Raw genomic sequence first — 22,485 nt, forward strand, 5'->3', positions numbered from 1 at the left:
GCTCTATCCAGCTGATTCTTTAACATTTCAAATTCTTAAAGAATGGGGTTTTTTTAGGCAAGCGTAGGGCGTTGCGCATGGTCAGCGGGGTTTATTGATTTAGAATCACGCCCCTGCACATCAAGATGTGTGGCTGCTGGACACCAATACAAAGCAATGGAATAGCTGGCGAATTGCGATCGTCACCGCATGACGACGATGGGTTCATTCTCCCTAGCTACTCACTGCAAAGACATCTTAGCAAAGGAGGTTGCATCCCATATGAACGCCAGCCAAGCATGGCAAGCCGCCCTAGGCCAGCTGCAAGTGGACATGCCCAAAGGCACGTTTGACACCTGGGTGCGCGACGCCGAGTTGGTGGCGTATGAGGATGGCTCCTTTGTGATTGGCGTGAACAACGCCTATGCGCGTGACTGGCTGGAAAGCCGGTTGAAGAGCGTGGTGACCCGCCTGCTGACCGGCATGATGAACCGCAGTGTGGAAGTGCGCTTTGTGGTCTGGCAGGCCTCCAATCCGCCCGAGACGCTCAGCGAAGCCCCGGCCAGTGAACCTGAGCCGGAAAAGCAGATCGAACTCAGCAGCGCTTACGGCTCGGGCAACTTCACTGTCAATCCGCGCTATACCTTCGAGACTTTCGTGGTGGGCGGCAGCAACCGCCTGGCCCATGCGGCCGCCCTGGCCGTGGCCGACAACCCGGCCAAGTCCTACAACCCGCTCTTCCTCTACGGCCGGGTCGGCCTGGGCAAGACGCACCTGCTGCGCGCCATCGGCAATGCCGCCGTGCAAAGCGGCTTGCAAGTGCTGTATGTCTCCTCCGAAGAGTTCACCAACGATCTGATCCATGCCATCCGCAGCCACAGCACCCAGGCTTTCCGCGACAAATACCGCCGCACCGACGTGCTGCTGATCGACGACATCCAATTCATCGCTGGCAAGGAATCTACCCAGGAAGAATTCTTCCACACCTTCAACACCCTGCACGGGCAGAACAAGCAGATCGTGCTGACCTCCGACCGTTCGCCTAAGGGCCTGGTCACGCTGGAGGAGCGCTTGCGCTCCCGCTTCGAGTGGGGCCTGACCGCCGACATCCAGTCGCCGGACTACGAGACCCGCCTGGCGATCCTGCGCAGCAACGCCGAGCGCCTGGGCAAGCAGGTGGACCCGGCCGTGCTGGAGACGATCGCCGCGCGCATGCAGTCCAACATCCGCGAGCTGGAAGGCGCCCTCAATCGCATCATCGCCTACGCCTACCTGCGCAACATGCCGCTAACCCCCAACCTGGTGGACAGCGCCTTGGCTGACCTGCTGCCCGACCCACAGCCGATGGAGCCGGAGCAGCTGGTCGAAGCCGTCAGCCGCGCCTTCAGCATTTCCATGGAGCGCTTACTCTCCCGCGAGCGCTCGGCCGAAGTGGCCTTGGCCCGCCAGGTGGCCATGTACCTGCTGCGCGAGGAAGCCCAACTCTCACTGCCGGCGATTGGCGAACTGCTGGGCGGCCGCGACCACACCACCGTGATGCACGGCTGCCAGAAGATCAACGAACTGCTGGAGCACGACGAACGCCTGCGCCGCCAGGTCAGCAACTTGCGCGAGCAGCTCTACGGCGAGCGCGTGCGCATCTAGGAGCCGCATGCAACCCGAAACCGCACTGACCGTGCTCTTCCGCCATCATTTGTGGGCTAATTTGCGCCTGCTGGAACACTGCGCCAAGCTGAGCGCCGAACAGCTTGAGGCGCGCATCGCCGGGTCGTATGGCAGCATCTACGAGACCCTGCAGCACATCACCACTTCCGAGCGGTCGTATTTCTCGCGCATCAGCACCGGCCAGCCCTACGCACATCCTGAGGACGCCCCGCCAATGAGCATGGCGGAAATGGCGGAGGCGCTGCGCCAGACCGGCGAGGGGCTGATCGACTGGGCGCCCAGGGTGCAAGCTGGGGACGCGGTGGAAGTCAACTGGCGCGGAACACCGCGGCAGGTGCCCAAAAGTATCATCCTCACCCAGGTGATCAACCATGCCACCGAACATCGCGAACAGATCAAAGCGATTCTGACCGAGCTGGGCATTGAACCCCCAGACCTGCAGAGCTGGGTCTACTTCAACGAAACCGACCAATAACCGCCGAGTCCGCTACAATGCGGTCATGCAATCCCCCATCACCATCTACACCGACGGCTCCTGCCTGGGCAACCCCGGCCCGGGCGGCTGGGCGGCGTTGCTGCGCAGCCCCGAGGGCGAGCAGATCCTCAGCGGCGGTGAGCCGGACACGACCAACAACCGCATGGAACTGACCGCCGCGCTGCGCGCCCTGCAGGCTTTGCCGGCCGGCAGCCAAGTGGAGTTCTATACCGATTCACAGTATCTGCGCAAAGGCATCACCGAATGGCTGCCGGGCTGGCAGGCGCGCGGCTGGAAACGCAAAGGCGGCGCGCTGGCCAATGTGGAACTGTGGCAAGCGCTGGCCGCCGCCATCAAAGGCCACCAGATCCACTGGAATTGGGTCAAAGGCCACTCGACCAACCGGGACAACCAGCGCGTGGATCAGCTCGCCCGCCAGGCCATGTGGAAACAAAAATAGCAGCCGTTGGGCTGCTATTTTCTTATTCCTTTTAGAGGCGACGACGGGATTCGAACCCGTGGTCAGGGTTTTGCAGACCCTTGCCTTACCACTTGGCCACGTCGCCAAACGTCGTGATTATACCGAGCAAACTTGACCGAAACAAAAAGAAACGGGAAGCTTCCCGTTTCTTTTGTACCAGAGCGGGCGACGAGACTCGAACTCGTGACCTTCTCCTTGGCAAGGAGACGCTCTACCAACTGAGCCACGCCCGCAAGTTAGGCCGGAAATTATAACCCAGCCATTTCCAATTGTGGAGTCTGCCTTACTGCTGGAGAACCGTTACCAGGCAAAGCCCGGTAGTTTCTCCCTTGGTTGCTGCGCCAGCAGCAACATAGGTGCCGAGAGCCAGACTTGAACTGGCGACCCCACGATTTTCAGTCGCGTGCTCTACCAACTGAGCTACCTCGGCAAGGAGGGGAATTGTACAGGCGCGGCGAGTGCCTGTCAAGAAAGCGGCGAAATTAGGCTCATCCCTCGCGCCGGCCCACACGCTTGGCGGGGACCCCAGCCCACACTTCGCCCTCGCCGGTGGACTCGAGCAGCACCGCATTAGCCCCCACGATCGTGCCGCGGCCCACGCGCAATATCCCTTGCTTACAGAGCACCTTGCTGCCCGGCGAGAGGATCACTTCGTCGCCCAGTTCGATGCCTTCGAACTTGGATCGCTCGATGGGCAGGTGGATGTCCGCCCGGCCCAGGGTCACGCCTGGGTAGATCTTGACATTTCGGCCGATACGGCTGCGCGGATGAATCACTACGCCGAAGCCGCCGTGCACCAGGGTGAAGCCGGGGCCGATCTCCACGCTGCGCGGGATCTCGGCGCCGAGTAGCTTGAGCAATCCATAAGCCAGGCGGCCCCACAGCGGATGGCGGCCGGCGTAAGCCAGGCGGGTATACAGATCGCGAGCGGCCATTACAAGTCTTTGACCATATAGGTCTCACCCAGGCGGTAGCCGCGGCCGGCGTAATAGTCGCGCGTGCCCACGGCGGCGATGACCGCCATACGGCGGAAGCCCGCCGCCCGCGCTTGCTCCTCAGCCGCGGCCAGCAGGCGGGTGCCCAGGCCGGCGTGCTGGGCGGCGCCCTGCTGCTCGGCGCCCATCTCCAGCGACTGGCCGTAGACGTGCACCTCACGCACCAGCGCGGCCCCATCCAGGTCGGTCAGGCCCGTGGCGGGCGAACTCGGCCCGGGCAGCGAAAGGCGCAGGAAACCGGCCAGTTTGTCCTCCGGAGTCACGAAGGTGAGGAAATGTTCCTGGGCCGAGCCGGCACTGTAGGCCACGTCGCGCAGTTCCAGTTGGTCGGCCTGTACGCGGCTGCCGCGCACCTCGCGGCAGCGGATGCAGCGGCAGCGCTGGCCGCGCGCCTGCATGCGCTCATGCACATCCATACGCAGGCTGGTGCGGCGGTTGCCTTCGACCACGTTGTTGGAAGGGATGTCGCGGATCACGCGGTTGATGCGGCAGTACTCGGGGATATCGGCTTTGAGGTCGGCCAGCAGTTCGACAAGTTCTTCAGAGGTATAGGGTTGGTATTCGCCGCGCTGCCAGTGCAGGTACAGCTCGGCGTTCTCCAGCAATTGGGTGGGATAGACCTTGAGCTCGTCCGGACAATAGCCCTCCCACAGTTTGGTGAAGTCGGCCCGGTCGCTCTCCAATGTGGCCCCCAGTAAATTGGGCATCCAGTGCAGCACGATCTTGAAGCCGGCCGCCCGCAGCAGCTGCACCGCCTGGCGGGTCTCTTCCGGCGTGTGGCCGCGCTTGTTGAGCTCTAGAATGCGCGACTCAAAGCTCTGTGCGCCGAGCTGCACCTTGGTGACTCCCAAATAGCGCAGCCAGGCCAGCTCCTCCGGGTTGACGTGGTCGGGACGCGTCTCGATCGCCAAACCCACACTGCGGTGGGCGGCGCGCTGGTTCAAGCGCTGGGCGGCGGCCATATCCAGGCTGGCCTCGCCATTCAGCGCGGCGAACATGCGCAGCACAAAGTCTTCCTGGTAATCCCGGCGGTACGAAGACCAGGTGCCGCCCAAGATCAGCATTTCAATCTTGTCGGTGGGGTGCCCCACCGCGTCCAACGCCTGCAGCCGGCTGGCCACTTGCTGGAAGGGGTCGAAGTCGTGCTGAAGGGCGCGCATCGCCCCCGGCTCGTCCGGCAGGTAGCTCTTGGGCATGCGCACATCTGTGGGACAGAAGACACACTTGCCCGGGCAGGGGTAGGGCTTGGTCAGCACCGTCACCACGCTGACCCCCGAGAGGCTGCGCATCGGCTTCAGCCGGATGCGCGCCAACAAAGCCGGGTCCTCAGCCCACTCGCCGCTGTCCACCAGCTGGCGGTAGACCGCCACCAGCATTTGCTTGCCCACGAAGCCGCCGCCCGCCAGCGGGTGGCGGCTGAGCGCTTCGAAGACCGGCTTGCCGGCGCGGATATCCTCCAGCGCGGCGCGCGCCAAGGCCAAGCGCTCCGGAGTGGCCCGCTTGGCCTGCTCCCAGCTGCGAATGCGGGGTTCTTGGTTGCCGGTGAGAGTCATCATCTATACTCAAGCCATGCAAGACGCCGTTGCCGAACGCTTGATCGCCTTGAACAAGCAATTCTATCAGGCGCTGGCGCAACCGTTTTCCGCCAGCCGCGCCCGGCCGCAAACCGGCGTGCTGCGCGTGCTGGAAACCGTGCCGGCCGGGGCCAGCATCCTCGACCTGGGCTGCGGCAACGGGGTACTGGCGGCGGAGCTGGCCCGCCGCGGCCACACCGGCCGCTACTTGGGGCTGGATTTCAGCACGGAACTGCTGTCCGCCGCCCGCCAGCGTGCGGTCGGCCTGGAAGCCGAATTCGCCCAGGCCGACCTAAGCGCGGCGGACTGGGCAGGCGGGGTGTCAGCCGGCTTTGACTTCGTCTTCGCTTTCGCCGTGCTGCACCACATCCCCGGGCAGACCAGACGGCTGAGCTTTCTGCGCCAAGCCCGGACGTTGCTACGGGACGCGGGACGCCTGGCGCTGTCCAATTGGCAATTCCTCAACAGTCCCCGGCTGCGGGCGCGTATCCAGCCCTGGGAAGCAGTCGGGCTGCGCGCCAGCGATGTGGACCCGGGCGACTATCTGCTGGACTGGCGCGGCGGCGGCCACGGCCTGCGCTATGCGCACCACTTCAGCGAAGACGAGTTGACTGAACTAGCTGCCGAGGTTGGCTTCACCGTCGAGGAAAGTTTTCTCTCAGACGGCGCTGGCGGAAATTTGGGGTTGTATCAGTGGTGGGGACCGGATGCCCAGATTACAACTGCTTCACCGGATGCCGTAGCACCGTCTTGAGCTTATCGGGCGCGGTGCGGCGCGGGTCGCCCAGGTAGATCTCGTGGTGCTTACCGTGGGCGCTATAGCCGTGCTCTTCGCCGAAGGCGATCATGCGCTTGATCGTGGCAGGTTCCTCGGAATACGGGCCGATGTGCATGATCTGCATCACCAGCCCTTCCTCAAAGGCTTCGAAGCGTGCCAGGTCCAGGCTGCGCAGTTCTTTCTTCTTGCGCAGCTGCTCGCGTGCTTCGGAAAAATGCGCCGCCGTCACCGGTTGGGGCTGCATGATCATAGCGGTGAAGTACCAGATGTCCTTGCGGCTGGGCGTGAACTCACGGCTGCTGGTAGCAGACCACCACAAACCCTCCAGCGGCATCACGGCATAATCCACCGGGTTGTGTGAGTCTTTCTTGCACATGAACTTAAGCGTGTACGAATAGCTATACAACGCCTCGACCGCATGCTGGTAATCCGGCGCATCGTCCACTGCCATGTTGGCCGGCACCTGGCCGTCGATCATGATGAAGTTGAAGCGTGGCACCTGCACGATGGAGACTTCTCTGGTTCCCGGGTTGTAAAGGTGCTTGTAGTCTTTCTTCAGGTCTAGCTTCTGCATCATCACTCCTATTGATCGAGATGACTTTCCAGACGCGGGATGTAACGGTCCAGCCACTCGATCTCGGTTTGCAGCAAATTGAAGCTGTATTCGAACATGCCATCCAGGAAATAGGGCAGCTGCCCGCCAGACTGCCAGGCCGCTTCGACCTCGTCCCGGCGCAGCAGCAGGCCGCGGCGGTACTGCCGCAGGGCGGCCAGCGCCTCGCCTGCCGGCAGGCCGGGCAGGCCGGCCAGCCCCAGCAGGAACGGTCGCGACTGCCCCGGGTCGGCCAGCAGCTGCAGGGTGGCTGCGGCCCAGGCTTTGCGGCCGGCGGGCCGGGCCGCATAGACCTTGCGCTGCGGCCCGCGGCCAGCCGCCGGCTGGCTCCGGCTGCTCAGCCAACCGCGCCGCTCCAATTTGCTGAGAATGTAGTAGATCGAGGAGAAGCCGATCTCGGTCCACGAGCGCATATTGCGCTGTTCGATCAGCTGCTCGATCTCGTAGCCGTGGCGGGGGGCCTCGATGATCAAACCAAGTATGGCCAGTTCAGTATGGGTCATATATTCTATCGCTAGAATAATATAGAGCCGCAGCTTTGTCAAGCAAAAAAGAAAAGCTCCCGCCGCTGGCAGGAGCTTGAAAATCTCTGCAAGGAAGTTAACGGTGCTGGTCCACCAGGATCGGGTTGCCGTCCGGGTCCACAAGCGTAAAGAATCCGGGTCCGGCTTCTACTGTCGGATCCACCTCCCCGTCCAATTCCACTCCACGCTCTTTGATCATCTGCTGCAGCTGGCGAACATCAGTGAATTCGGGCAGGTCATTGCCTACCGCATCCCACCCCGGGTTGAAGGTGAGCATGTTCTTGTCAAACATGCCTTGGAACAAACCGATCACCGCATTGCCATTCTTCAACATCAACCAGTTGTCCTCTTCTTTGCCGCCAAACGCTTCGAAACCCAGTTTTTCATAAAACTGGCGAGAGGCTTTAACATCTTTTACGCTCAAACTGATCGAAAAGGCGCCCAAATCCATTGCCGTCCTCCAAAATCCGAGATGACAAATTATACAGGCGACAAAACGCGCTGATAGAATCACCCTATGCCGCGTGAAGCCCGCTCGCAGCGCGTCGAAGCGATTGTGCTCAAGCACAGCGACTACGGCGAAGCTGACCGCTTGCTGACCCTGTTCACCCGTGAGCAGGGCAAGCTGCGCGCCCTGGCCAAGGGCGCCCGCAAGCCCGGCTCACGCAAAGGCGGCCACCTGGAGCCTTACAGCCGGGTGCGCCTGCAGCTGGCCAGCGGCCGTGACCTGTACATCGTCAGCCAGGCGGAAGCCATCGAGATCAACAGCGGGCTCAGCAACAGCCTGGAAAGCCTGGGTTACGCCGCCTACGCCGCCGAGCTGGCCGAGAAATTCAGCCTGGAGGGCGAAGCCCAGCCCGGCCTCTACCGGCTGTTGGCCGAAACCCTGGCCCGTCTGGCCAGCGGCGAAGGCGGGCAACTCTCGGTGCGCTATTACGAAGTGCGTCTGCTGGACCAGGTGGGGTTCCGGCCTGAGCTGCAAGAGTGCCTGGGCTGCCGCCAAGAGATCCAGCCGGTAGACCAGTTCTTCTCGTTCGAGCAGGGCGGCGTACTCTGCCCGCGCTGCGGGCGGGGACGCAGCGGCTCGCGTCCCATCTCCATGCCTGCGCTCAAGGTCCTGCGTCATCTGCAGCGCAGCAATTACACCCAGGCCCAGCGCGCTGCCCCCAGCCCCAGCGTGCTGCGCGAACTGGAAACCCTGATGAACGCCTATATCACCTACCTGGCAGAACGCAGCCTGAACACGCCTCGTTTTCTGGAACGGGTGCGGCGCGAAGCCGCCCAATAGGAACTACGCGTGAATAGCCAAAAGATCGTCACTGGGCTGGCCGCGGTACTGGCGGCGGCTGTGTTCGCCTATGCGCTGTGGCTGCTGGCGGCCGGTGTGGGCATCACCAGCATGATGGAGAATTCATCCATCACAACCTCCTCACGCGCCCCGGCACCCGCGGCCTGGCTGCCGTTACTGGCAGCCGGCGGCATCCTTTGGGGCCTGTGGAGGAAACAGGCCGGCGCCTACTGGGTTGGGGCCGCCGCATTGTTGGCATTCTCGCTGTTGTTTCTCTTTAGCATCGGCGGCATTCTGTTGCTGCCTGCCCTGGCGCTGGTCGTCCTGGGCCTGATGGCCAAATCTTTTAAGGAGATGTGATGAAACTGACCCACACCCGCCTGTTGTTGGATGAGATCGAAGCTTGCCGGGCTTTTTACAAAGAGGTGCTTGAGCTGGAGGAAGTGGTGGCGGTTGACGGCATCTACTACGAATTCCTGGCCGGCGACTGCCGCCTGGGCCTCTATTCGCGCGAGCTGATGGCGGGCGTGCTGGGCGCCCAGCCTGCAGCATCCGGCGACCAGGCCGCCCTAACTTTCCAGGTGCCGGATGTGGACGCCGCCTTTGAAGCCCTCAAAGCCAAAGGCGCCCAGTTCGTGCGCCAGCCGCACGACCAGCCCGCCTGGGTATTGCGGGTGGCCCACCTGCGCGACCCAGCCGGCACGCTGATCGAGATCAACGCTTCGCTGAAGTAAGGCAACCAGCACGATAATCGGTCATTGCTTCACATCCGCTGCGCTTAGATACATCGCGGGTATACACGGGCATATTCCGTGAACAATACTCGCACCCATATACTTGCGTGGTTTGCAGGCCGGCTGCTCCTGTAAGGGTCGGAACATTTGGCTAGCACACGAGCTATAAACCTCCTTAGGATGCAGTTATAGATCTTCAGGCCAAACAACAATATGGTAATCCTTATGCAAATGCTTCTGAAAATAAGCTAGCAAGTTCTCTGGAACATCAAACGCATAAATTTGCGGTGAATAGTCGGGGTACAAGACTGCTAGGTTTTTGACAAAAATATAAACTATCTCGTCATACACTCGCAACAAAGTTAAGTGCATTACTGAATAGGCCGTTTCACCATATTTATTTGGTGCATAAAAATCCGACAATTCATTAAAAAGATTTGCTAACGCTGGATCATCCAAAAGCTCTGTTTTAAAGAATCTAAGGCGTTCAGATTTGGCTCCAAGCGCAAGAAGGTTCGCCAACGCATGTGTTCTTCCAAAGACTATCCCTTCCATAACAAGAAAGGCTTTGATGAAGGTCTCTACCGAGTGGTGCATCAAAGTGAATACTATTGAGTAATGAAACAACGTAACCCCCATATTCAGATAAGACCTTGATAAAACATAACTCCCTTTTGCAATATTTAATAACAAAGGACCCTTCAACGCATGGTTTTCTGGAAAGGGTGAAAACCGTATTGGCCCCTCTTGTTTATTTGGATCCATATCTCCCGCCGGAGCTGCCTAAAACCCTTCAAGCTTCGAAAAATCGCCCACGCCGTCCGCCAAAGCGGCGATGGCCTGCAGCAAGCCCAGACGGTTGTTCTTTACGCCTGGGTCTTCAGCCATCACCAGCACTTCCTCAAAGAAACGGTTGATGGCCGGGATCATGGGCATAAAGGCTTTGAGGAAATCATCCACCGAGCCCGCCCGGCGCTCCACCGCCCCGGCGGTTTGTAGGGCCGCGTAGAGCACCTTCTCGGCCTCGTCCTGCAGCAAGGCCGCGTCCAGAGCGTAGCGCTGCGGCAGTTCACGCGTGATGCGCACACAGCGGGCGAAAGCGGGCAGCACCTGTGCCCAGGCTTTGTGGGCGCTGTGTGCCGCCAGCTGCTGCACGCCGCGCGCCGCGGCGGCTGGGTTGTGGCCCTGGGCCGCCAGCACGGCGTCCACCACGTCGTGGCGGGCGCCACCTTCCAGCAGTAGGGCCCGCAGACGCTGCACGACAAATTCAGCGGCGCGCCCCTGCGCTTCAGCGCTGACCGGTACGGGCTGGGCGGCGGCCGCCGCGGCCAGCCCGGCGCGCAAGTCGAAGTCGGCGTCGCGGGCAATCAGGCTTTGCACCAGACCGATCGCCGCCCGGCGCTGGGCAAAGGGATCTTTGGCGCCGGTCGGCTCCAGGCCGAGAGCGAACAAACCCGCCAGACTATCCAGGCGGTCGGCCAGGCTCACAACGAAACCGGCTGCCCCTTTGGGCGTGGCGTCCCCAGCATAGCGCGGCAGGTAATGTTCAAAAATCGCTTCGGCCACTTCGGCGGGTTCGCCGGAGTCGAGGGCATAGTATTTGCCCATCACGCCCTGCAGCGAGGTCATCTCGACCACCATTTTGCTCACCAGGTCAGCCTTGCTCAGTTCGGCGGCACGCTCAGCCGTGGCTTGCTCGGCGGCGCTCAGGCCCAAACCCGGCCCCAGCTCGGCCACCAGTTTGCGGATGCGCCCCGCCTTGTCGTACATGGAACCCAGGTCCTTTTGGAAGGTCAGGCCCCGCAAAGGCTCCAGGTAGCTGGCCAGCGGCTGTTCGCGATCGCGCCGCACGAAATAGGCCGCGTCGGCAAACCTGGCCCGGATCACGGCGGCGTTGCCGGCTGTAACCGTGGGCACATCAAAGTCGCCGTTGCCTACGGCAATGAATTTGTTCAGCAGCGCTCCATCCTTCTCCAGCGGGAAGCAACGTTGGTGCTTGCGCATCACCGCGATCAGGACTTCGCGCGGCAGCTGCAAATACTCCGCTTCAAACTCGCCGACCAGGGCCGCCGGCGCCTCGACCAAGTGGGTGACCTCGTCCAGCAGGCCGGGGTCGGCGGGCACGCTGCCGCCGGCCGCTTTGGCCAGTTTGGCGATCTGTGCTTCAATGGCCGCCCGGCGTTCAGCCGGGTCCAGCAATATGGCCTGTTTCTTCAGTTGAGTCTGGTAATCCGCCGGCGACTTGACCGCGAACTCGGCCGCGGCGCCCAGGCGCAGGCCGCGGCTGGCCGCCGCGCTGTGCAGCCCGGCATACTCAAAAGCCACCAGGTGCTCGCCGTGCAAGGCCAGCAGCCAGCGGATGGGGCGTGAGAAATGCACTGCGCTGGCGTTCCAACGCATGGATTGTTCGAACTTGAGGCCGGCGATCAGCTTGGGCAGTTCGGCGGCCAGCACTTCGGCGGCCGGGCGGCCTTTTTGGTGCACTTTAGCCACCACGTATTCCCCGCCGTCGATGGTCTCGACGGCCAGGTCAGCCGCATTGACCCCCTGGCCGCGGGCGAAGCCCTCGGCGGCCGGGGTCGGCCTGCCGTCGGCGCCAAACGCGCGCGCCGCCGGTGGGCCTTTGACCACCTGATGACGGTCCGGCTGGCCGGGAGCCAGACCGCGCACCTGGGCGGCAAGGCGGCGCGGCGTGCCGCCCACCCCCAGGCTCTGGTACTCCAGGTGCTGGTTAGTCAGCAGGGCGGCGAGCGCCGCCTCCAACTGGGCAATGGCCGCCGGCACTTCGCCGGCCGGCAGTTCCTCGGTACCGATCTCGAGGAGGAAGTCGGCCGCAGAGGTTGGCATGGCAGTCGCAGGGGCGGGTTTGGAACCCGTCCTTGCCGCGGCGGATTCGGTTTCCAGCCAGGGGAACTCCTCATGCTGGCGCTGAGCCAGGTAGGCTTCCGCCACCTGGTTGGCCAGCCCGCGCATGCGGCGGAAATAGGCCTGGCGCTCGGTGACGCCGATCGCCCCGCGCGCATCCAATACGTTGAAGGTGTGCGAAGTCTTCAGCAGGTAATCGTAGGCGGGCAGCAGCACGCCCGCCTCCAGAGCGGCTTTGGCCTCTGCCTCATACAGCTCGGCCAGCTTGCGGTTGCGCTCCACACTGGCGACTTCAAAGTAGTACTTGCTGTGCTCGCGCTCCCCTTGCATATACATATCGCCCCAACTGCGGCGGCCGTCCCAGCGCAGGTCGCCCACGAACTTGACGCCCTGCATCGCCATGGCGATTCGGTCCAGACCGTAGGTGATCTCGACCGAGACCGGGTCCAGGGCGATGCCGCCCGACTGCTGGAAATAGGTGAACTGGGTGATCTCCAGACCGTCCAGCCACACTTCCCAACCCAGGCCCCAGGCGCCCAGCGCTGGAGAGGCCCAGTTATCTTCCACGAAGCGAATATCGTGCTTGTGCACATCCACGCCGATGGCTTCCAGCGAACGCAGATAGATATCCTGCGGGTTGCCGGGGTCCGGTTTGAGGATCACCTGGAACTGGGTATGCTGCTGCATGCGGTTGGGGTTTTCGCCGTAGCGGCCATCGTCCGGGCGCACGGAAGGTTCCACGTAGGCCACGTTCCAGGGCTCCGGCCCCAGCACGCGCAAAAAGGTGGCCGGGTTCATCGTGCCCGCCCCCACCTTTTCATTGTAGGGCTGCCAGACAACGCACCCCGCATCCGCCCAGAACTGTTGTAGACGAGTGATGAGAGTTTGGAAGTCAGGCGAGGTTGGGGCTGATGTAGTCATTGGCACGATTATAAGCGAGGGAGAAAGGCGGGGTTTGAATCTCCATTTCTGATCTCTAGCGCCGCACACGGCTGTGCGCCCTACTGGCATGTGTGCCTATCCATTGACCAATTCCCCCGTCCCTGATTTACTTCCCCCATGCCTATTCGCATGCTTTACGATGGCTGGCCGCTGGCCTACGCGCCGCTGAGCCCGGCGGCCTGGCACTTGCGCACGCTGCTGGCCGCCGCGCCAGAGGGCGTGGAGCCGCTGCTGGCCCTGCCCACCGACCCGCAGAACGCCCCGCTGCCGGATGGGCCCAAGGCGGTCTACTGGCACAGCCACGCCCGCGGCGACTGGGAGCAGCGCATCCTGCCGCAGCTGGCGGCCGAGCACGCTGCAGACGCCATCCACACCTGTGGGCTGGGCGCCAGCCTGCTCGGCAAAACGCCCAGCGTGGCCAGCCCGGCCGAGCCGGAAGTCCCCGGCGGGCGCAGCCTGCTGCAAGCCGCCATGGGCCGCGGCGGCCTGGCCCGCGCCCATATTCTGTGGCCTCAAGATCTGCCCGCGCCGCGTCTGCCGGGGGTGCTGCAGCGCCTCAGCCCGGCCGTGCACCCCAGCTTCACTCCGACCCGGCCGCGGCAGGCTCCCGCCGGGCTGCCGGACGAATATGTGCTGGTCTTGGGCTTAGTAGATGAAGCCGCGCTGAGCGCCCTGCTGGACAGCTGGAGCTGGGCCTCCGCGTCGATCGGCGAGTACTACCCCCTGCTGCTGGCGCCCACCGATGCCCGGCACGCCGCCTGGCTGCAAAGCCAGCTGGAGGCCCAGCACGCCAGCGACACGCTGCAGGTGGCCCCACTGCTGGACCCGTCTGAGCAGGCTGCGCTGCTGCAGTGCAGCACGGCGGTGGTGTGCGCGGCACCGCCGCTGGCCTGGGGTGACCCTTACCGCCAGGCACTGGCCTGTGGCAAAGCCATTGTGGCGTTGCAGAACGCGTCCAGCGAAGCGCTGCTCGGCTCAGCAGGCTACCTGCTGCAGCCCGGTGACTCGCGCGCCTTCGGGGCCGCGATCATCACCGTTGTAGTGGACGAGAAAGTGCGCGAAGAGCTAGAAGACTCGGCGATCAAACGCAGCGCCGGTTGGACACAGGCAGTTTTCGCCGGGCAACTGGCAGAGCACTACCGAAAGCTGGGGGCCTGACCAGCCGGATAAAGCAAAAGACCAGGCGAAGCACCTGGTCTTTCTTCTAAGTGTAATAGGCCGCGCGGCTAACGCCGCCGCGACAGCTGCAAGGTGTAAAAGCCCAGGCCGCCACCCGCCAGCAGCAGCACAATGCCCAGCAGGCCCATCAGGGGCGAGCGGCCGCCCTCTTCAGGCGAAAGCACATTGAAGCCGCCGGAAGAACTCTGCTGAGCGCCGAAGTTGATGTCCTGGGTCTGGCCCGGGGCGATCTGAATGGTGATGTTGGGGGCAGTGGTGGGGTTATAGCCGTCGGGGATGGCGACACTGATCGTATATTCGCCGAGCGGCAGGTCTTCGAAGCAGCTGCGCGCCGGTTCGCCGTTTTCGTCCAGGCCGCTTTGGGTCGCCAGGGTGCGGCTGGCCAGGCCGGTGCGCTCACTCACGCTGGCCTGGCCGCCGGAAATGCCGAATTCCGTTTCCTGGCGCATGGCATCTCCATTGATGTCATCAAACAGCAATACGCAGATCACACCCGTGCCGGGGTTGTCCAGCGGACCTTCAGGCGTGGCCGTCGCCACCACCGAATCTTGCGGGTCTGTGGTCGGGGTAGGCTCTTCGGCCAGACCCAGCAAGATCACCTGTCCTTCGGCAACCACCGCATCGGGGCCCCAGTTGTTCAGGCTTTGCAGCGTTTGCAGGGGGATGCCAAACCGGGCGGAAATCGCCCACGGCGAATCGCCGGCCTGCACGGTATACAGAATACGGCCATCCTCGCCGGCTGGTGGCAGGGGCTGCGGCGTGGCCTGCTGGCTCAGATCAGCCGCCAGCACAGGCGCAGGCAGGCTGAAGGCCACAGCCAATAAAATCGTCAAAACAGCAAAAAGGGACCAGAATTTCGATTTGGCAACGAGCATAATTCGTAATTATATCGCGCAGGAATATAATTGACGGGTCGCATGAATTCCCAGGCCATTGCCCTTCCCCAAGACACATCCCATCATGTACGCCGCTTCGATCTGCGCCGCGACCTGAACCCCGTGGCCGATCTGGTGGAGCTGTGTTTTGCCGACACACTGGATGCAGACGGCCGCCTATACATCGACCAAATGCGCCAGGCCGCCCGCGGCGGCCCGCTGCTGGACCTGGCGGCCAGCGGTGGGCGCACCGACCTGCCGATGAATGGCTTTGTTTGGCAGGAGGGTGAGCAGGTGGTTGGCAACCTGAGCCTGATCCCCCAGCAGCATCAGGGGCAGAAACTGTACTTGATCGCCAATGTGGCCGTGCACCCCAGCCAGCGCCGCCGCGGCATTGCCGCGGCGCTGACCGTCGCAGCCTTGCAAGAGTTGCAGCGCCGCGGCCGGCCAGCCACTTGGCTGCAGGTGGATGCCAAGAACCCGGCCGCCATCCAGCTCTACGCGCAAATCGGCTTCCGTGAACGCATGCGCCGCACCAGTTGGCGGCTGGTCTGGCAGCCCACCCCCAGTTGGCCGGCTACAACAGCTACAGCCGGCCCGCGTAAGAGCGAAGACTGGGCGCAGCAGCAAGCCTGGCTGGACGCTAACTACCCCGCTGATCTGCGCTGGCAGCTGCCACTGGACCCGCGCCTGCTGCAGCCCGGCTGGCGCGGCAGCCTGGAACGCGCCCTCAGCGGCCGCCAAGTGCAGCAATGGAGCGCGCGGCAGGGCGAACAGCTGCTGGGCACCCTGGTGTGGCAATCCTCCGGCCTGGAAGCCGACAACTTATGGCTGGCGGCCCCTGCCGAAAGCGAGGCCGCCGCCCTGCCCGCTCTGGTGCAGCTGGCCAACAAGCACCTCTACAGTTACCGCCCGCTTACGCTAAACTATCCTGCCGGACGAGCCGCAGAAGGGCTGCAAAGCTGTGGCTTCCGTGCCATACGCACACTGATCTGGATGGACTATCCCTGGAAGGAAATCACTTTTAATGGACAATGAAGCCCGCAAGACCCTGCTCAACCAGGCCAAAACCATCGCTGTGGTGGGCCACTCAGACAAGCCGCACCGCACCAGCTACCGCATTGCAGAATATTTGCGCCAGGTAGGCTATCGCGTTTACGCCGTCAACCCGATGATCACCGAGGTGGCCGGCGAACGCGCCTACCCCAGCCTGGCAGACCTGCCGGAGCAGGTCGATATCGTCAATGTCTTCCGGCGCTCTGAGGAGCTTGACGCGGTCGTCGCCCAGGCAGTTGCCGCAGGGGCCGGCAGCGTGTGGGCCCAGTTGGGCGTGGCCGACCAGGCTGCCGCCCAGCGAGCGGACGCGGCCGGGCTGCCGATCGTGATGGACCGCTGCATCATGGTGGACCACCGCGCCTTGCTGGGCTAGCGCGGCAACCCGAAGATCGAATCAAAACTGGGCCTGCAGTGCAGGCCCAGTTTTGTGAAGGAGAGAAACCCTTAGCCTTGGAGGGGCTATAAACTAGCTCTTAGGTTTTCGTTCGGAAACCCAACCCCACGGGGTGCCGATCAGGGGCAGCAGGAAGTAGTCCAGGCCGATGTAACCGGCGATCTTCCAGGCCATCACCAGGCCGAGGGAGGCCACGAAGAGCAGGGGGTTGCTGCTCGCCGAACCAGCCATCATGAAGTTCCAGTTCATCAGGCCACCGAAGAAGGCGGCAATGCCGGTGAAGGCGCCCAGGATCAGGGCGATACCGATCAGGACCTCGCCGTAGGCCACCAGCGGGCCAAACCAGGTGTGCGATTCGCTGTCCAGCAGGAACTGAATAAAGCTGCGGTACCAGTCGAAGGTGATCGGAGCGCGGCCACCCTCAGGGATAGCTACCGCGCCGGTCCAAAAGCCCTTGATCGCGTCGCCGGTCTGCGTCCAAGCCGGGCTCTCAACCTTATGCAGGCCGGCTTCCAGCCACTCGTAGCCCAACCAGATCCGCACCACCAGCCACAGCCAGGCCATGCGGGTATCGTTGAACAAGGTGCGCACGAAATTTGGGTCTTGGATTACACGTCCACGTTGCAGTATAGATGCCATCTTAATCTCCTTGATTCGCATAAGGCGAATCTTTATCAAGTTGCGCTAACTATAAATACTGTCGGGGTTGTCAAACAGGTACAGCTGTCCGCGCGCTTGTCCCGACTTTTTGGGACATTATGCCCGGTCATTGAGCCTTCTCCACCGGGGGCACAGGCACCAGCAATTCCAGATGAGTGCCTTTGCCAGGCTGCGACCACAAACGCAGGCTGGCGCCCAGCCTTGCGGCGCGCTCACGCATGTTGCGCAGCCCGTTGCCGCCGCCTTCGCCAGCCGTTTCCGGGTCAAAGCCGCTCCCATCATCATCAATGCGCAGGCGCACGCCCGCTTCGTGGCGCTCCAAACCCAGATCTACATTACGCGCGTAGGCGTGTTTGCGAATATTGTTGAGCGCCTCCTGCACAATGTATATGAGTTCATCGGTCTGCTCTTCACTCAATCCCAGCGGCGCGGCTTTGGCAGGCGGAGTAAAGCTCACTTGCATCAGTGTATTGGCATGCAGTTCCCGGGCCATCTGGCCCAGGCTGGTGGCCAGGTCCTGCCCCTGGTAGCGACCGGTGCGCAGGCCCAGGATGTAGTTGCGCAAATCGCGCAGGATCTGGCTGAGGTCTTCGATCGATTGGGCAATGCGCTCGCCAGCCTGCTGCGGCTGCTGGTCGCTGATGCGGCGTTGGGCCTCCTGCAGCGCTAGGCCGGTGGCGTAGACCTGCTGCATGATGCCATCATGCAAGGCCATGCCAAAACGCTCCCGTTCCTGCAGAACGGCCAGTTCCTGCGTCTTGCGGTAGAGCTGGGCGTTCTCGATGGCGATGGCGGCCTGGGTGGCAAATTTCTCTAGCAACTGCTGGTCGCTGGGGTCAAAGTTCAACAAATGCTCGCCGGTGCTGGAATTCTCGTACTTATCCGCCAGGTAAAGATTGCCGAATAATTCTCCCTTGGAACGGATGGGCACACCCAGCAAGGATTGCATTGGCGGATGGTTGGGCGGGAAACCGCGCGAGCGCGGGTCTTTGCTGATGTCGTTGACCAGCAGCGGCTGGCCGCCGGGGTTAAGCACCCCCAGCAGGCCGTGGCCCTGCGGCGGCGCACCGATGCGGGCGCTCACCTCGTCGCTGATGCCGGAGGTGAGGAACTGGCGAATGCGGTTGTTCCCGGAGTCCACCACGCCCAGGGCGCCATATTTGGCATTCAGCAGCTGGCGGCTGAGATCCACCACTTTTTGAAGCACAGACTGCAAGTCCAGCTCGGTGGTCAGCGCCAGGGCCGCCTGGTGCAGAGCCTCGAGTTGGCTGTTGGTCTCATACAGCGCTTCCTGGCTGCGCTCGATGGCGCTGAAGACGAAGATGGAAAAGACGATCGCCCCCAGCATGACCGCCAGGATCGCATACACATTGGCGGCCAATTCATGTTCTGTGGGCGCACGGAAGCGCAGATACAGAACCAGCGCCAAAAACAGCGTGGGCAGTATGACCGCCAGCCAGCGGAGTTGGCGGTTGTTCATTGGCCCAAACCTACGCATGCTATAATCACGCTCTCATTATAAACTTTCGCCCATTCGGGAATTTGCATGCTGAAAATCCTGTTAGTTGATGATCACGAAGTAGTCCGCTTGGGGCTGAAGTCGCTGCTCTCTAATTATCCCAAATTCGAAGTGGTGGCTGAGGCGGGCAACGCCGAGCAGGCCATCCGCCTGGCAGCGGAATACAAGCCAGATGTGATCGTGATGGACATTCGCCTGCCCGGCAAGAGCGGCATCGAAGCCACCCGGGAGATTACCACCGCCCAGCCGGACACCAAAGTCATCATGCTGACCACCTTCGCCGATGATGATCTGCTCTTCGACGCCATTTCCGCCGGAGCTTCCGGCTATGTGCTCAAGCAGATCGACAGCGGCGAGCTGATCAACGCCCTGGAACGCATTGGCCGCGGCGAATCGCTGCTGGACCCGGCGGTGACCCAGCAGGTCTTCAAACGCATGCGTGAAACCCAGCGCAAGGCGGAAACCGAGGCTTTTTCGCCCCTGACCGACCAGGAATTGCGCATTTTGGGTCTGGTGGCGCAGGGAAAACGCAATAAAGAGATCGCCAGCGAGGTATTCTTGAGTGAGAAAACGGTGCGCAATTACGTTAGCTCTATACTCAGCAAGCTCAGCCTGGCGACCCGGGCCGAAGCCGCGGCCTATGCGGTGAAACACCACATAGAAAATTTTGCCCCTGAGGAAAACTAGGAGGTTTTTGAATTATGGAAAGTCTTTGGATCGTTCGCCTGGCAGTCAACGCAGTGGCGCTGTATGCCGCCATCTACCTGGTGCCGGGCCTGCAAGGTGCGGTGACCGACCCACAGAACTGGGTGACGTATGTGGCCCTGGGCTTGATCTTCGGCCTGGTGAATGTGCTCATCCGCCCGCTGCTCAAATTGGTCACCTGTCCGTTCTACGTCCTGACCCTGGGCCTGTTCAGCCTGGTGGTGAACACGCTGCTGTTCTCGCTGACCTTTTGGATCGGCTCGCAGTTTGGCGTGACCAGCACCATCCAAATGTGGCCGGACGCCTTCTTTGGCGCCATCATCGTCAGCCTGGTGAGCATGGTGCTGTACGCCATCATTCCGGATGGCAAGCCGCGCTCCAGCGCCAAGCGCCCGCGCTAAATAACGCCGATAAAAGAAAAGAGCGCCTCACGGCGCTCTTTTTTGTTTTCGCTGAGTTCAGCTACAAGGTCTCCAGGTAACCGTCCATGGCGGCCAGCAGTTCCTCCACGTCAGTGGGGTGCAGCTCACCCATGTGGCCGATGCGGAAGGTCTTGCCCTTCAGGGGGCCGTACCCGTTGGCGATGCGCATGCCGCGCTCGCCCAGATACGCATTGAGGGCGGCGATGTCGATCTGGCGCTGGTTGTCCACGGTGGTGACGGTTTGCGAACGGTAGCCTTCCGGCGCGTAGAGCTGGAAGCCGCGCTGCAAGGCCCACTCCCGGGTCATCTGCGCCATGGCGGCGTGGCGGGCGAAGCGCGCCTCCAGGCCTTCGTCCAAGATGCGGCGCAGCTGCACATCCAACGCGTAGATCAGGCTGAGCGCCGGCGTGGCCGGTGTGGAATCTTTGATGCGGTGTTTTTCCATGCGCAGCAGGTCGAAGTACCAGCCGCGGTTCTTGACCGTCTCGGCCTTGGCCATGGCGCGGTCGCTGACCGCCGCCAGGGCCAGCCCGGGCGGCAAAGCCAGCGCTTTCTGCGAAGAGGTCAGCACGAAGTCCAGCCCCCAGGCATCCATCTCGATCTTGTCCCCGGATAGGGAGGAGACCGCATCCACGCAGATCAAGGTGTCCGGGCTGACCTCACGCACCGCGGCGGCGATCTCTTTGATCGGGTTGACCAGGCCGGTAGAGGTTTCGTTGTGCACGATCAGGATGGCTTCGTAACGCTCGCCCTTAAAGGCCTCACGCACCAGGTCGGGCGTGATCGGCTCCTGCCATTCGGTTTGCAGCACCGAGGCTTGCTTGCCGTTGGTCTCGGCGACCTGCTGCCAACGGGCGGCAAAGGCGCCGTTGACACAGCACAGCAGCCGCTCTTGGGCCAGGTTGCGCACAGCCGCCTCATGCATGCCGGTGCCGGAAGAGGCGCTGATCAGCACCCGGCTTTCGGTATAAAAGAGTTGGCGGGCGGTGTCGCCCACCCGGCGATAAATTTCCTCGAACTGGGCGCTGCGGTGCCCCAGCATAGGCTGGGTCTGGGCAGCGGCCACTTCTGGGTCGACATCTACCGGACCGGGAATAAACAAACGAGCCATTCAGCCTCCAGAATCACACTTGGGTTCCCTAAGGGAAACTGCTCCCATTGTAACGCCGCAAGAAAAAAGCCCCTGTTTGCACAAGGGCTTTGGGTTAGCGGCAGGCGGGGATGATCCCGCCGAAGACATCACACCATAAGAAGTTGGCGTCCACATACCAAAAGAAAAAGGTCAGGGCGCAGGCGCCCAATAAGCCAAGGATCAGCACCGGGGCCACCCAGGGTTTGTCCAGCGGCAGGCGCAGACCCTTGCGCCGTTCACGGCGGCGGGCGGCGCGGCTGGCGGCCGGCTCGTACTCCTCAGCCTGAGGCATGGGCAGCGGAGCAGCGGCCGGCGGCGGGGCCATGTGCGCTTCCGGCTGAGCCATGGGCAGCGGCGGCGGGGCGACCGGCGGGGCTGGGGGCAGCGGCTCCGGTTCCTCAGGCGCCACCTGCCAGACGGGGAAGCTGCTGGTGGCGCCTTCGCCGGCAGCAGGCACAGCTTCATAGCGCAGGGTGATCTGGTCACCCAGGCGGATCTGGTCGCCGGGGCGCAGCGGCAGCAAGCTGCGCACCGGACGCTCATTGACGAAGGTGCCGTTGGTGGAGCCCAGGTCCTCGATGGCGTAGCCGCTGCTCTGGGCGATCAGGCGGGCGTGGCGGCGGGAGACCTCCAAGTCTTCCACCATAATGTCTGCGCTGGGGTCACGGCCCAACAAAAGGCTGGGGCCGCTAATCTCGAAGCGCTGGCCCGGGTTGGGCTGGGTCTGCAGGGTCAATACGAAGTTCATGCTCATAGTGGATCGGGTTTGAGTCTACAAAGGATTGTGAGGGGTGTCAAACGAAGCCGGGCAGCAACTAAATCTGCAGCACGCCTTCGGCGAGCTGCATTTCGTAGCCAAAGCTGGCCCCGAATGTCTCCACGATCTGGTCTATTACACGATCCATGCCAGGTGCGGGGTCCAGCAGGTAATCCAGGCTGATCTGGTTCTGGTTTTCCAGCCCGCAGGCGATGATGCCGTCCCAATAACTCATCTGCGGGGCGACGTTGAGCGCAAAGCCATGGCGGGAAATGCCGCGGGCGTCCACTTTGACGCCGATGGAGGCGATCTTGCTGGGCGCCTGCTTGAGTTCCGGCGGGCAGTGGCGGCAGCGTGAGGCCACATCCGGCTGCACCCACACGCCGGTCTGGCCGGCCACCTGGCCAGCCGGCACGCCCAGATGCGCCAAGCTGGCGATCAGCATGTACTCCAGCTTGCGCAGGTAGCCGACGTAGTCGCCCTGCGCAATGCGGGTCTTGCCCGTTTCGGGGTCGACGCGCACCTCGCCCAGCGGCAGCAGCGGGTAACCGACCAGCTGGCCCGGGCCGTGATAGGTGACATCCCCGCCGCGGTCCACCCAGTGCACGTCCACCTGCTGGGCTTGCAGCTTGGCTTGCTCCCAGAGCAGGTTCTCGGCCTGGCCGCGGGTGCCAAAGGTGTAGACGTGCGAATGCTCCAGCAGCAACAGGGTAGGCGGCTGTTCGCCGGCGGCGATCTGGGCGGCCAGCTGGTTTTGCAGGTGCCAGGCCTTTTGATACTCGGTGACACCCAAGCGGAAAACTTGGCAAGTGGTCATTTTGTTGAGGGGATGATACCATTCGCAAAAGGGCGCGAACTTTGCGCCCTTTTCAT

25 protein-coding genes and 3 tRNA genes are annotated in these 22,485 nt (G+C 62.6%); 12 read left to right on the forward strand and 16 right to left on the reverse strand.

Annotation, left to right across the window (positions count from 1 at the left end; genetic code table 11):
- The first annotated feature begins 261 nt into the window (after positions 1 to 261).
- The 3 genes from dnaA to rnhA are packed head-to-tail and all read left to right on the forward strand — an operon-like array spanning position 262 to position 2,579.
- Complete coding sequence (gene dnaA / locus KF885_02780) at positions 262 to 1,623, forward strand: chromosomal replication initiator protein DnaA (GenBank protein ID MBX3048077.1); 1,362 nt, start codon at positions 262 to 264, stop codon at positions 1,621 to 1,623.
- 7 nt (positions 1,624 to 1,630) lie between these two features.
- Complete coding sequence (locus tag KF885_02785; protein ID MBX3048078.1) at positions 1,631 to 2,119, forward strand: DinB family protein; 489 nt, start codon at positions 1,631 to 1,633, stop codon at positions 2,117 to 2,119.
- Positions 2,120 to 2,144: 25 nt separating this feature from the next.
- Complete coding sequence (gene rnhA, locus KF885_02790) at positions 2,145 to 2,579, forward strand: ribonuclease HI (GenBank protein ID MBX3048079.1); 435 nt, start codon at positions 2,145 to 2,147, stop codon at positions 2,577 to 2,579.
- Positions 2,580 to 2,614: 35 nt separating this feature from the next.
- On the opposite strand, the gene KF885_02795 is transcribed toward rnhA, so the two are convergent.
- From KF885_02795 to KF885_02815, 5 genes are all read right to left on the reverse strand, one after another.
- Positions 2,615 to 2,685 (reverse strand) — tRNA-Cys (locus tag KF885_02795).
- Positions 2,686 to 2,760: 75 nt separating this feature from the next.
- A tRNA-Gly gene (locus KF885_02800) sits at positions 2,761 to 2,833 on the reverse strand.
- Between the two features lie 124 nt (positions 2,834 to 2,957).
- A tRNA-Phe gene (locus KF885_02805) sits at positions 2,958 to 3,030 on the reverse strand.
- A 58-nt stretch (positions 3,031 to 3,088) separates the two neighbouring features.
- Positions 3,089 to 3,535, reverse strand: coding sequence for a hypothetical protein (locus KF885_02810; protein ID MBX3048080.1), 447 nt, complete (start codon positions 3,533 to 3,535; stop codon positions 3,089 to 3,091).
- On the reverse strand, positions 3,535 to 5,148 hold the full coding sequence (locus tag KF885_02815) for a tRNA uridine(34) 5-carboxymethylaminomethyl modification radical SAM/GNAT enzyme Elp3 (GenBank protein MBX3048081.1): 1,614 nt from the start codon (positions 5,146 to 5,148) through the stop codon (positions 3,535 to 3,537). The genes KF885_02810 and KF885_02815 overlap by 1 nt, the downstream gene beginning before the upstream one ends.
- 16 nt (positions 5,149 to 5,164) lie before the next feature.
- Here KF885_02815 and KF885_02820 point away from each other — a divergent pair, with 16 nt between their 5' ends.
- A complete protein-coding gene (locus tag KF885_02820; GenBank protein MBX3048082.1) occupies positions 5,165 to 5,923 on the forward strand; it encodes a class I SAM-dependent methyltransferase in 759 nt (252 codons plus the stop codon).
- Here the strand turns inward: KF885_02820 and KF885_02825 are convergent.
- The 3 genes from KF885_02825 to KF885_02835 form a co-directional block, all read right to left on the reverse strand.
- The gene (locus tag KF885_02825; protein ID MBX3048083.1) at positions 5,886 to 6,524 is read right to left on the reverse strand and encodes a GyrI-like domain-containing protein; all 639 of its coding nucleotides are present in this window, start codon (positions 6,522 to 6,524) and stop codon (positions 5,886 to 5,888) included. The genes KF885_02820 and KF885_02825 overlap by 38 nt on opposite strands.
- Before the next feature lie 5 nt (positions 6,525 to 6,529).
- On the reverse strand, positions 6,530 to 7,063 hold the full coding sequence (locus KF885_02830) for a helix-turn-helix transcriptional regulator (GenBank protein ID MBX3048084.1): 534 nt from the start codon (positions 7,061 to 7,063) through the stop codon (positions 6,530 to 6,532).
- A 97-nt stretch (positions 7,064 to 7,160) separates the two neighbouring features.
- Positions 7,161 to 7,535 carry a VOC family protein gene (locus KF885_02835; GenBank protein MBX3048085.1) on the reverse strand — a complete coding sequence of 125 codons (375 nt, stop codon included), beginning with the start codon at positions 7,533 to 7,535 and terminating at the stop codon, positions 7,161 to 7,163.
- 66 nt (positions 7,536 to 7,601) lie between these two features.
- Here KF885_02835 and recO point away from each other — a divergent pair, with 66 nt between their 5' ends.
- Genes recO through KF885_02850 form a run of 3 tightly spaced genes read left to right on the forward strand, consistent with a single transcriptional unit; the run spans position 7,602 to position 9,106 of the window.
- Complete coding sequence (gene recO / locus KF885_02840; GenBank protein ID MBX3048086.1) at positions 7,602 to 8,372, forward strand: DNA repair protein RecO; 771 nt, start codon at positions 7,602 to 7,604, stop codon at positions 8,370 to 8,372.
- Positions 8,373 to 8,381: 9 nt separating this feature from the next.
- The gene (locus KF885_02845; GenBank protein ID MBX3048087.1) at positions 8,382 to 8,732 is read left to right on the forward strand and encodes a hypothetical protein; all 351 of its coding nucleotides are present in this window, start codon (positions 8,382 to 8,384) and stop codon (positions 8,730 to 8,732) included.
- Positions 8,732 to 9,106, forward strand: a complete 375-nt coding sequence (locus KF885_02850; protein MBX3048088.1) for a VOC family protein — start codon at positions 8,732 to 8,734, stop codon at positions 9,104 to 9,106. Before KF885_02845 ends, KF885_02850 begins: the two co-directional genes overlap by 1 nt.
- A 186-nt stretch (positions 9,107 to 9,292) precedes the next feature.
- On the opposite strand, the gene KF885_02855 is transcribed toward KF885_02850, so the two are convergent.
- Both KF885_02855 and glyS read right to left on the reverse strand, forming a co-directional pair.
- Positions 9,293 to 9,871, reverse strand: coding sequence for a HEPN domain-containing protein (locus KF885_02855; GenBank protein ID MBX3048089.1), 579 nt, complete (start codon positions 9,869 to 9,871; stop codon positions 9,293 to 9,295).
- Positions 9,872 to 9,889: 18 nt separating this feature from the next.
- Positions 9,890 to 12,892: a glycine--tRNA ligase subunit beta gene (gene glyS, locus KF885_02860; protein ID MBX3048090.1), complete on the reverse strand. Its 3,003-nt coding sequence runs from the start codon at positions 12,890 to 12,892 to the stop codon at positions 9,890 to 9,892.
- Positions 12,893 to 13,030: 138 nt separating this feature from the next.
- Here glyS and KF885_02865 point away from each other — a divergent pair, with 138 nt between their 5' ends.
- On the forward strand, positions 13,031 to 14,071 hold the full coding sequence (locus KF885_02865; protein MBX3048091.1) for a hypothetical protein: 1,041 nt from the start codon (positions 13,031 to 13,033) through the stop codon (positions 14,069 to 14,071).
- Between the two features lie 68 nt (positions 14,072 to 14,139).
- Here the strand turns inward: KF885_02865 and KF885_02870 are convergent, their stop codons facing one another.
- Positions 14,140 to 14,967, reverse strand: a complete 828-nt coding sequence (locus KF885_02870; GenBank protein MBX3048092.1) for a LysM peptidoglycan-binding domain-containing protein — start codon at positions 14,965 to 14,967, stop codon at positions 14,140 to 14,142.
- 42 nt (positions 14,968 to 15,009) lie between these two features.
- Here KF885_02870 and KF885_02875 point away from each other — a divergent pair, with 42 nt between their 5' ends.
- A complete protein-coding gene (locus KF885_02875) occupies positions 15,010 to 16,005 on the forward strand; it encodes a GNAT family N-acetyltransferase (GenBank protein ID MBX3048093.1) in 996 nt (331 codons plus the stop codon).
- Complete coding sequence (locus KF885_02880; GenBank protein ID MBX3048094.1) at positions 15,995 to 16,396, forward strand: CoA-binding protein; 402 nt, start codon at positions 15,995 to 15,997, stop codon at positions 16,394 to 16,396. Before KF885_02875 ends, KF885_02880 begins: the two co-directional genes overlap by 11 nt.
- A gap of 93 nt (positions 16,397 to 16,489) precedes the next feature.
- Here KF885_02880 and KF885_02885 read toward each other — a convergent pair whose 3' ends face one another.
- Both KF885_02885 and KF885_02890 read right to left on the reverse strand, forming a co-directional pair.
- Positions 16,490 to 17,077: a DoxX family membrane protein gene (locus tag KF885_02885; protein ID MBX3048095.1), complete on the reverse strand. Its 588-nt coding sequence runs from the start codon at positions 17,075 to 17,077 to the stop codon at positions 16,490 to 16,492.
- Between the two features lie 106 nt (positions 17,078 to 17,183).
- Positions 17,184 to 18,557: a GAF domain-containing sensor histidine kinase gene (locus KF885_02890; GenBank protein MBX3048096.1), complete on the reverse strand. Its 1,374-nt coding sequence runs from the start codon at positions 18,555 to 18,557 to the stop codon at positions 17,184 to 17,186.
- A gap of 66 nt (positions 18,558 to 18,623) precedes the next feature.
- Between KF885_02890 and KF885_02895 the strand changes: the two genes are divergently transcribed.
- The gene (locus tag KF885_02895) at positions 18,624 to 19,283 is read left to right on the forward strand and encodes a response regulator transcription factor (protein MBX3048097.1); all 660 of its coding nucleotides are present in this window, start codon (positions 18,624 to 18,626) and stop codon (positions 19,281 to 19,283) included.
- Positions 19,284 to 19,297: 14 nt separating this feature from the next.
- Complete coding sequence (locus tag KF885_02900; protein ID MBX3048098.1) at positions 19,298 to 19,702, forward strand: phage holin family protein; 405 nt, start codon at positions 19,298 to 19,300, stop codon at positions 19,700 to 19,702.
- A gap of 61 nt (positions 19,703 to 19,763) precedes the next feature.
- Here the strand turns inward: KF885_02900 and KF885_02905 are convergent, their stop codons facing one another.
- The 3 genes from KF885_02905 to lipB all read right to left on the reverse strand — a co-directional run bounded on the left by KF885_02905 (position 19,764) and on the right by lipB (position 22,429).
- Positions 19,764 to 20,834, reverse strand: a complete 1,071-nt coding sequence (locus KF885_02905; GenBank protein MBX3048099.1) for an alanine--glyoxylate aminotransferase family protein — start codon at positions 20,832 to 20,834, stop codon at positions 19,764 to 19,766.
- A 94-nt stretch (positions 20,835 to 20,928) separates the two neighbouring features.
- On the reverse strand, positions 20,929 to 21,603 hold the full coding sequence (locus KF885_02910; protein ID MBX3048100.1) for an FHA domain-containing protein: 675 nt from the start codon (positions 21,601 to 21,603) through the stop codon (positions 20,929 to 20,931).
- Positions 21,604 to 21,670: 67 nt separating this feature from the next.
- Positions 21,671 to 22,429, reverse strand: a complete 759-nt coding sequence (gene lipB, locus KF885_02915) for a lipoyl(octanoyl) transferase LipB (protein MBX3048101.1) — start codon at positions 22,427 to 22,429, stop codon at positions 21,671 to 21,673.
- Positions 22,430 to 22,485: the final 56 nt, after the last annotated feature.

The sequence above is a fragment of the Anaerolineales bacterium genome (assembly GCA_019637805.1).
Taxonomy (GTDB): Bacteria; Chloroflexota; Anaerolineae; order Anaerolineales; family UBA11579; genus JAMCZK01.

What these genes read in the sequence shown, in the direction of transcription:
- KF885_02835 (MBX3048085.1), bottom strand. Translation starts at nt 7,535, where the DNA reads ATGGATTTGGGCGCCTTTTCGATCAGTTTGAGCGTAAAAGATGTTAAA.
- KF885_02910 (MBX3048100.1), bottom strand. Translation starts at nt 21,603, where the DNA reads ATGAACTTCGTATTGACCCTGCAGACCCAGCCCAACCCGGGCCAGCGC.
- dnaA (MBX3048077.1), top strand. Translation starts at nt 262, where the DNA reads ATGAACGCCAGCCAAGCATGGCAAGCCGCCCTAGGCCAGCTGCAAGTG.
- recO (MBX3048086.1), top strand. Translation starts at nt 7,602, where the DNA reads ATGCCGCGTGAAGCCCGCTCGCAGCGCGTCGAAGCGATTGTGCTCAAG.
- lipB (MBX3048101.1), bottom strand. Translation starts at nt 22,429, where the DNA reads ATGACCACTTGCCAAGTTTTCCGCTTGGGTGTCACCGAGTATCAAAAG.
- KF885_02870 (MBX3048092.1), bottom strand. Translation starts at nt 14,967, where the DNA reads ATGCTCGTTGCCAAATCGAAATTCTGGTCCCTTTTTGCTGTTTTGACG.
- KF885_02825 (MBX3048083.1), bottom strand. Translation starts at nt 6,524, where the DNA reads ATGATGCAGAAGCTAGACCTGAAGAAAGACTACAAGCACCTTTACAAC.
- KF885_02865 (MBX3048091.1), top strand. Translation starts at nt 13,031, where the DNA reads ATGCCTATTCGCATGCTTTACGATGGCTGGCCGCTGGCCTACGCGCCG.
- KF885_02810 (MBX3048080.1), bottom strand. Translation starts at nt 3,535, where the DNA reads ATGGCCGCTCGCGATCTGTATACCCGCCTGGCTTACGCCGGCCGCCAT.
- KF885_02895 (MBX3048097.1), top strand. Translation starts at nt 18,624, where the DNA reads ATGCTGAAAATCCTGTTAGTTGATGATCACGAAGTAGTCCGCTTGGGG.
- KF885_02905 (MBX3048099.1), bottom strand. Translation starts at nt 20,834, where the DNA reads ATGGCTCGTTTGTTTATTCCCGGTCCGGTAGATGTCGACCCAGAAGTG.
- KF885_02855 (MBX3048089.1), bottom strand. Translation starts at nt 9,871, where the DNA reads ATGGATCCAAATAAACAAGAGGGGCCAATACGGTTTTCACCCTTTCCA.
- KF885_02820 (MBX3048082.1), top strand. Translation starts at nt 5,165, where the DNA reads ATGCAAGACGCCGTTGCCGAACGCTTGATCGCCTTGAACAAGCAATTC.
- glyS (MBX3048090.1), bottom strand. Translation starts at nt 12,892, where the DNA reads ATGACTACATCAGCCCCAACCTCGCCTGACTTCCAAACTCTCATCACT.
- KF885_02830 (MBX3048084.1), bottom strand. Translation starts at nt 7,063, where the DNA reads ATGACCCATACTGAACTGGCCATACTTGGTTTGATCATCGAGGCCCCC.
- KF885_02880 (MBX3048094.1), top strand. Translation starts at nt 15,995, where the DNA reads ATGGACAATGAAGCCCGCAAGACCCTGCTCAACCAGGCCAAAACCATC.
- KF885_02890 (MBX3048096.1), bottom strand. Translation starts at nt 18,557, where the DNA reads ATGAACAACCGCCAACTCCGCTGGCTGGCGGTCATACTGCCCACGCTG.
- rnhA (MBX3048079.1), top strand. Translation starts at nt 2,145, where the DNA reads ATGCAATCCCCCATCACCATCTACACCGACGGCTCCTGCCTGGGCAAC.
- KF885_02850 (MBX3048088.1), top strand. Translation starts at nt 8,732, where the DNA reads ATGAAACTGACCCACACCCGCCTGTTGTTGGATGAGATCGAAGCTTGC.
- KF885_02785 (MBX3048078.1), top strand. Translation starts at nt 1,631, where the DNA reads ATGCAACCCGAAACCGCACTGACCGTGCTCTTCCGCCATCATTTGTGG.
- KF885_02875 (MBX3048093.1), top strand. Translation starts at nt 15,010, where the DNA reads ATGAATTCCCAGGCCATTGCCCTTCCCCAAGACACATCCCATCATGTA.
- KF885_02900 (MBX3048098.1), top strand. Translation starts at nt 19,298, where the DNA reads ATGGAAAGTCTTTGGATCGTTCGCCTGGCAGTCAACGCAGTGGCGCTG.
- KF885_02885 (MBX3048095.1), bottom strand. Translation starts at nt 17,077, where the DNA reads ATGCGAATCAAGGAGATTAAGATGGCATCTATACTGCAACGTGGACGT.
- KF885_02815 (MBX3048081.1), bottom strand. Translation starts at nt 5,148, where the DNA reads ATGACTCTCACCGGCAACCAAGAACCCCGCATTCGCAGCTGGGAGCAG.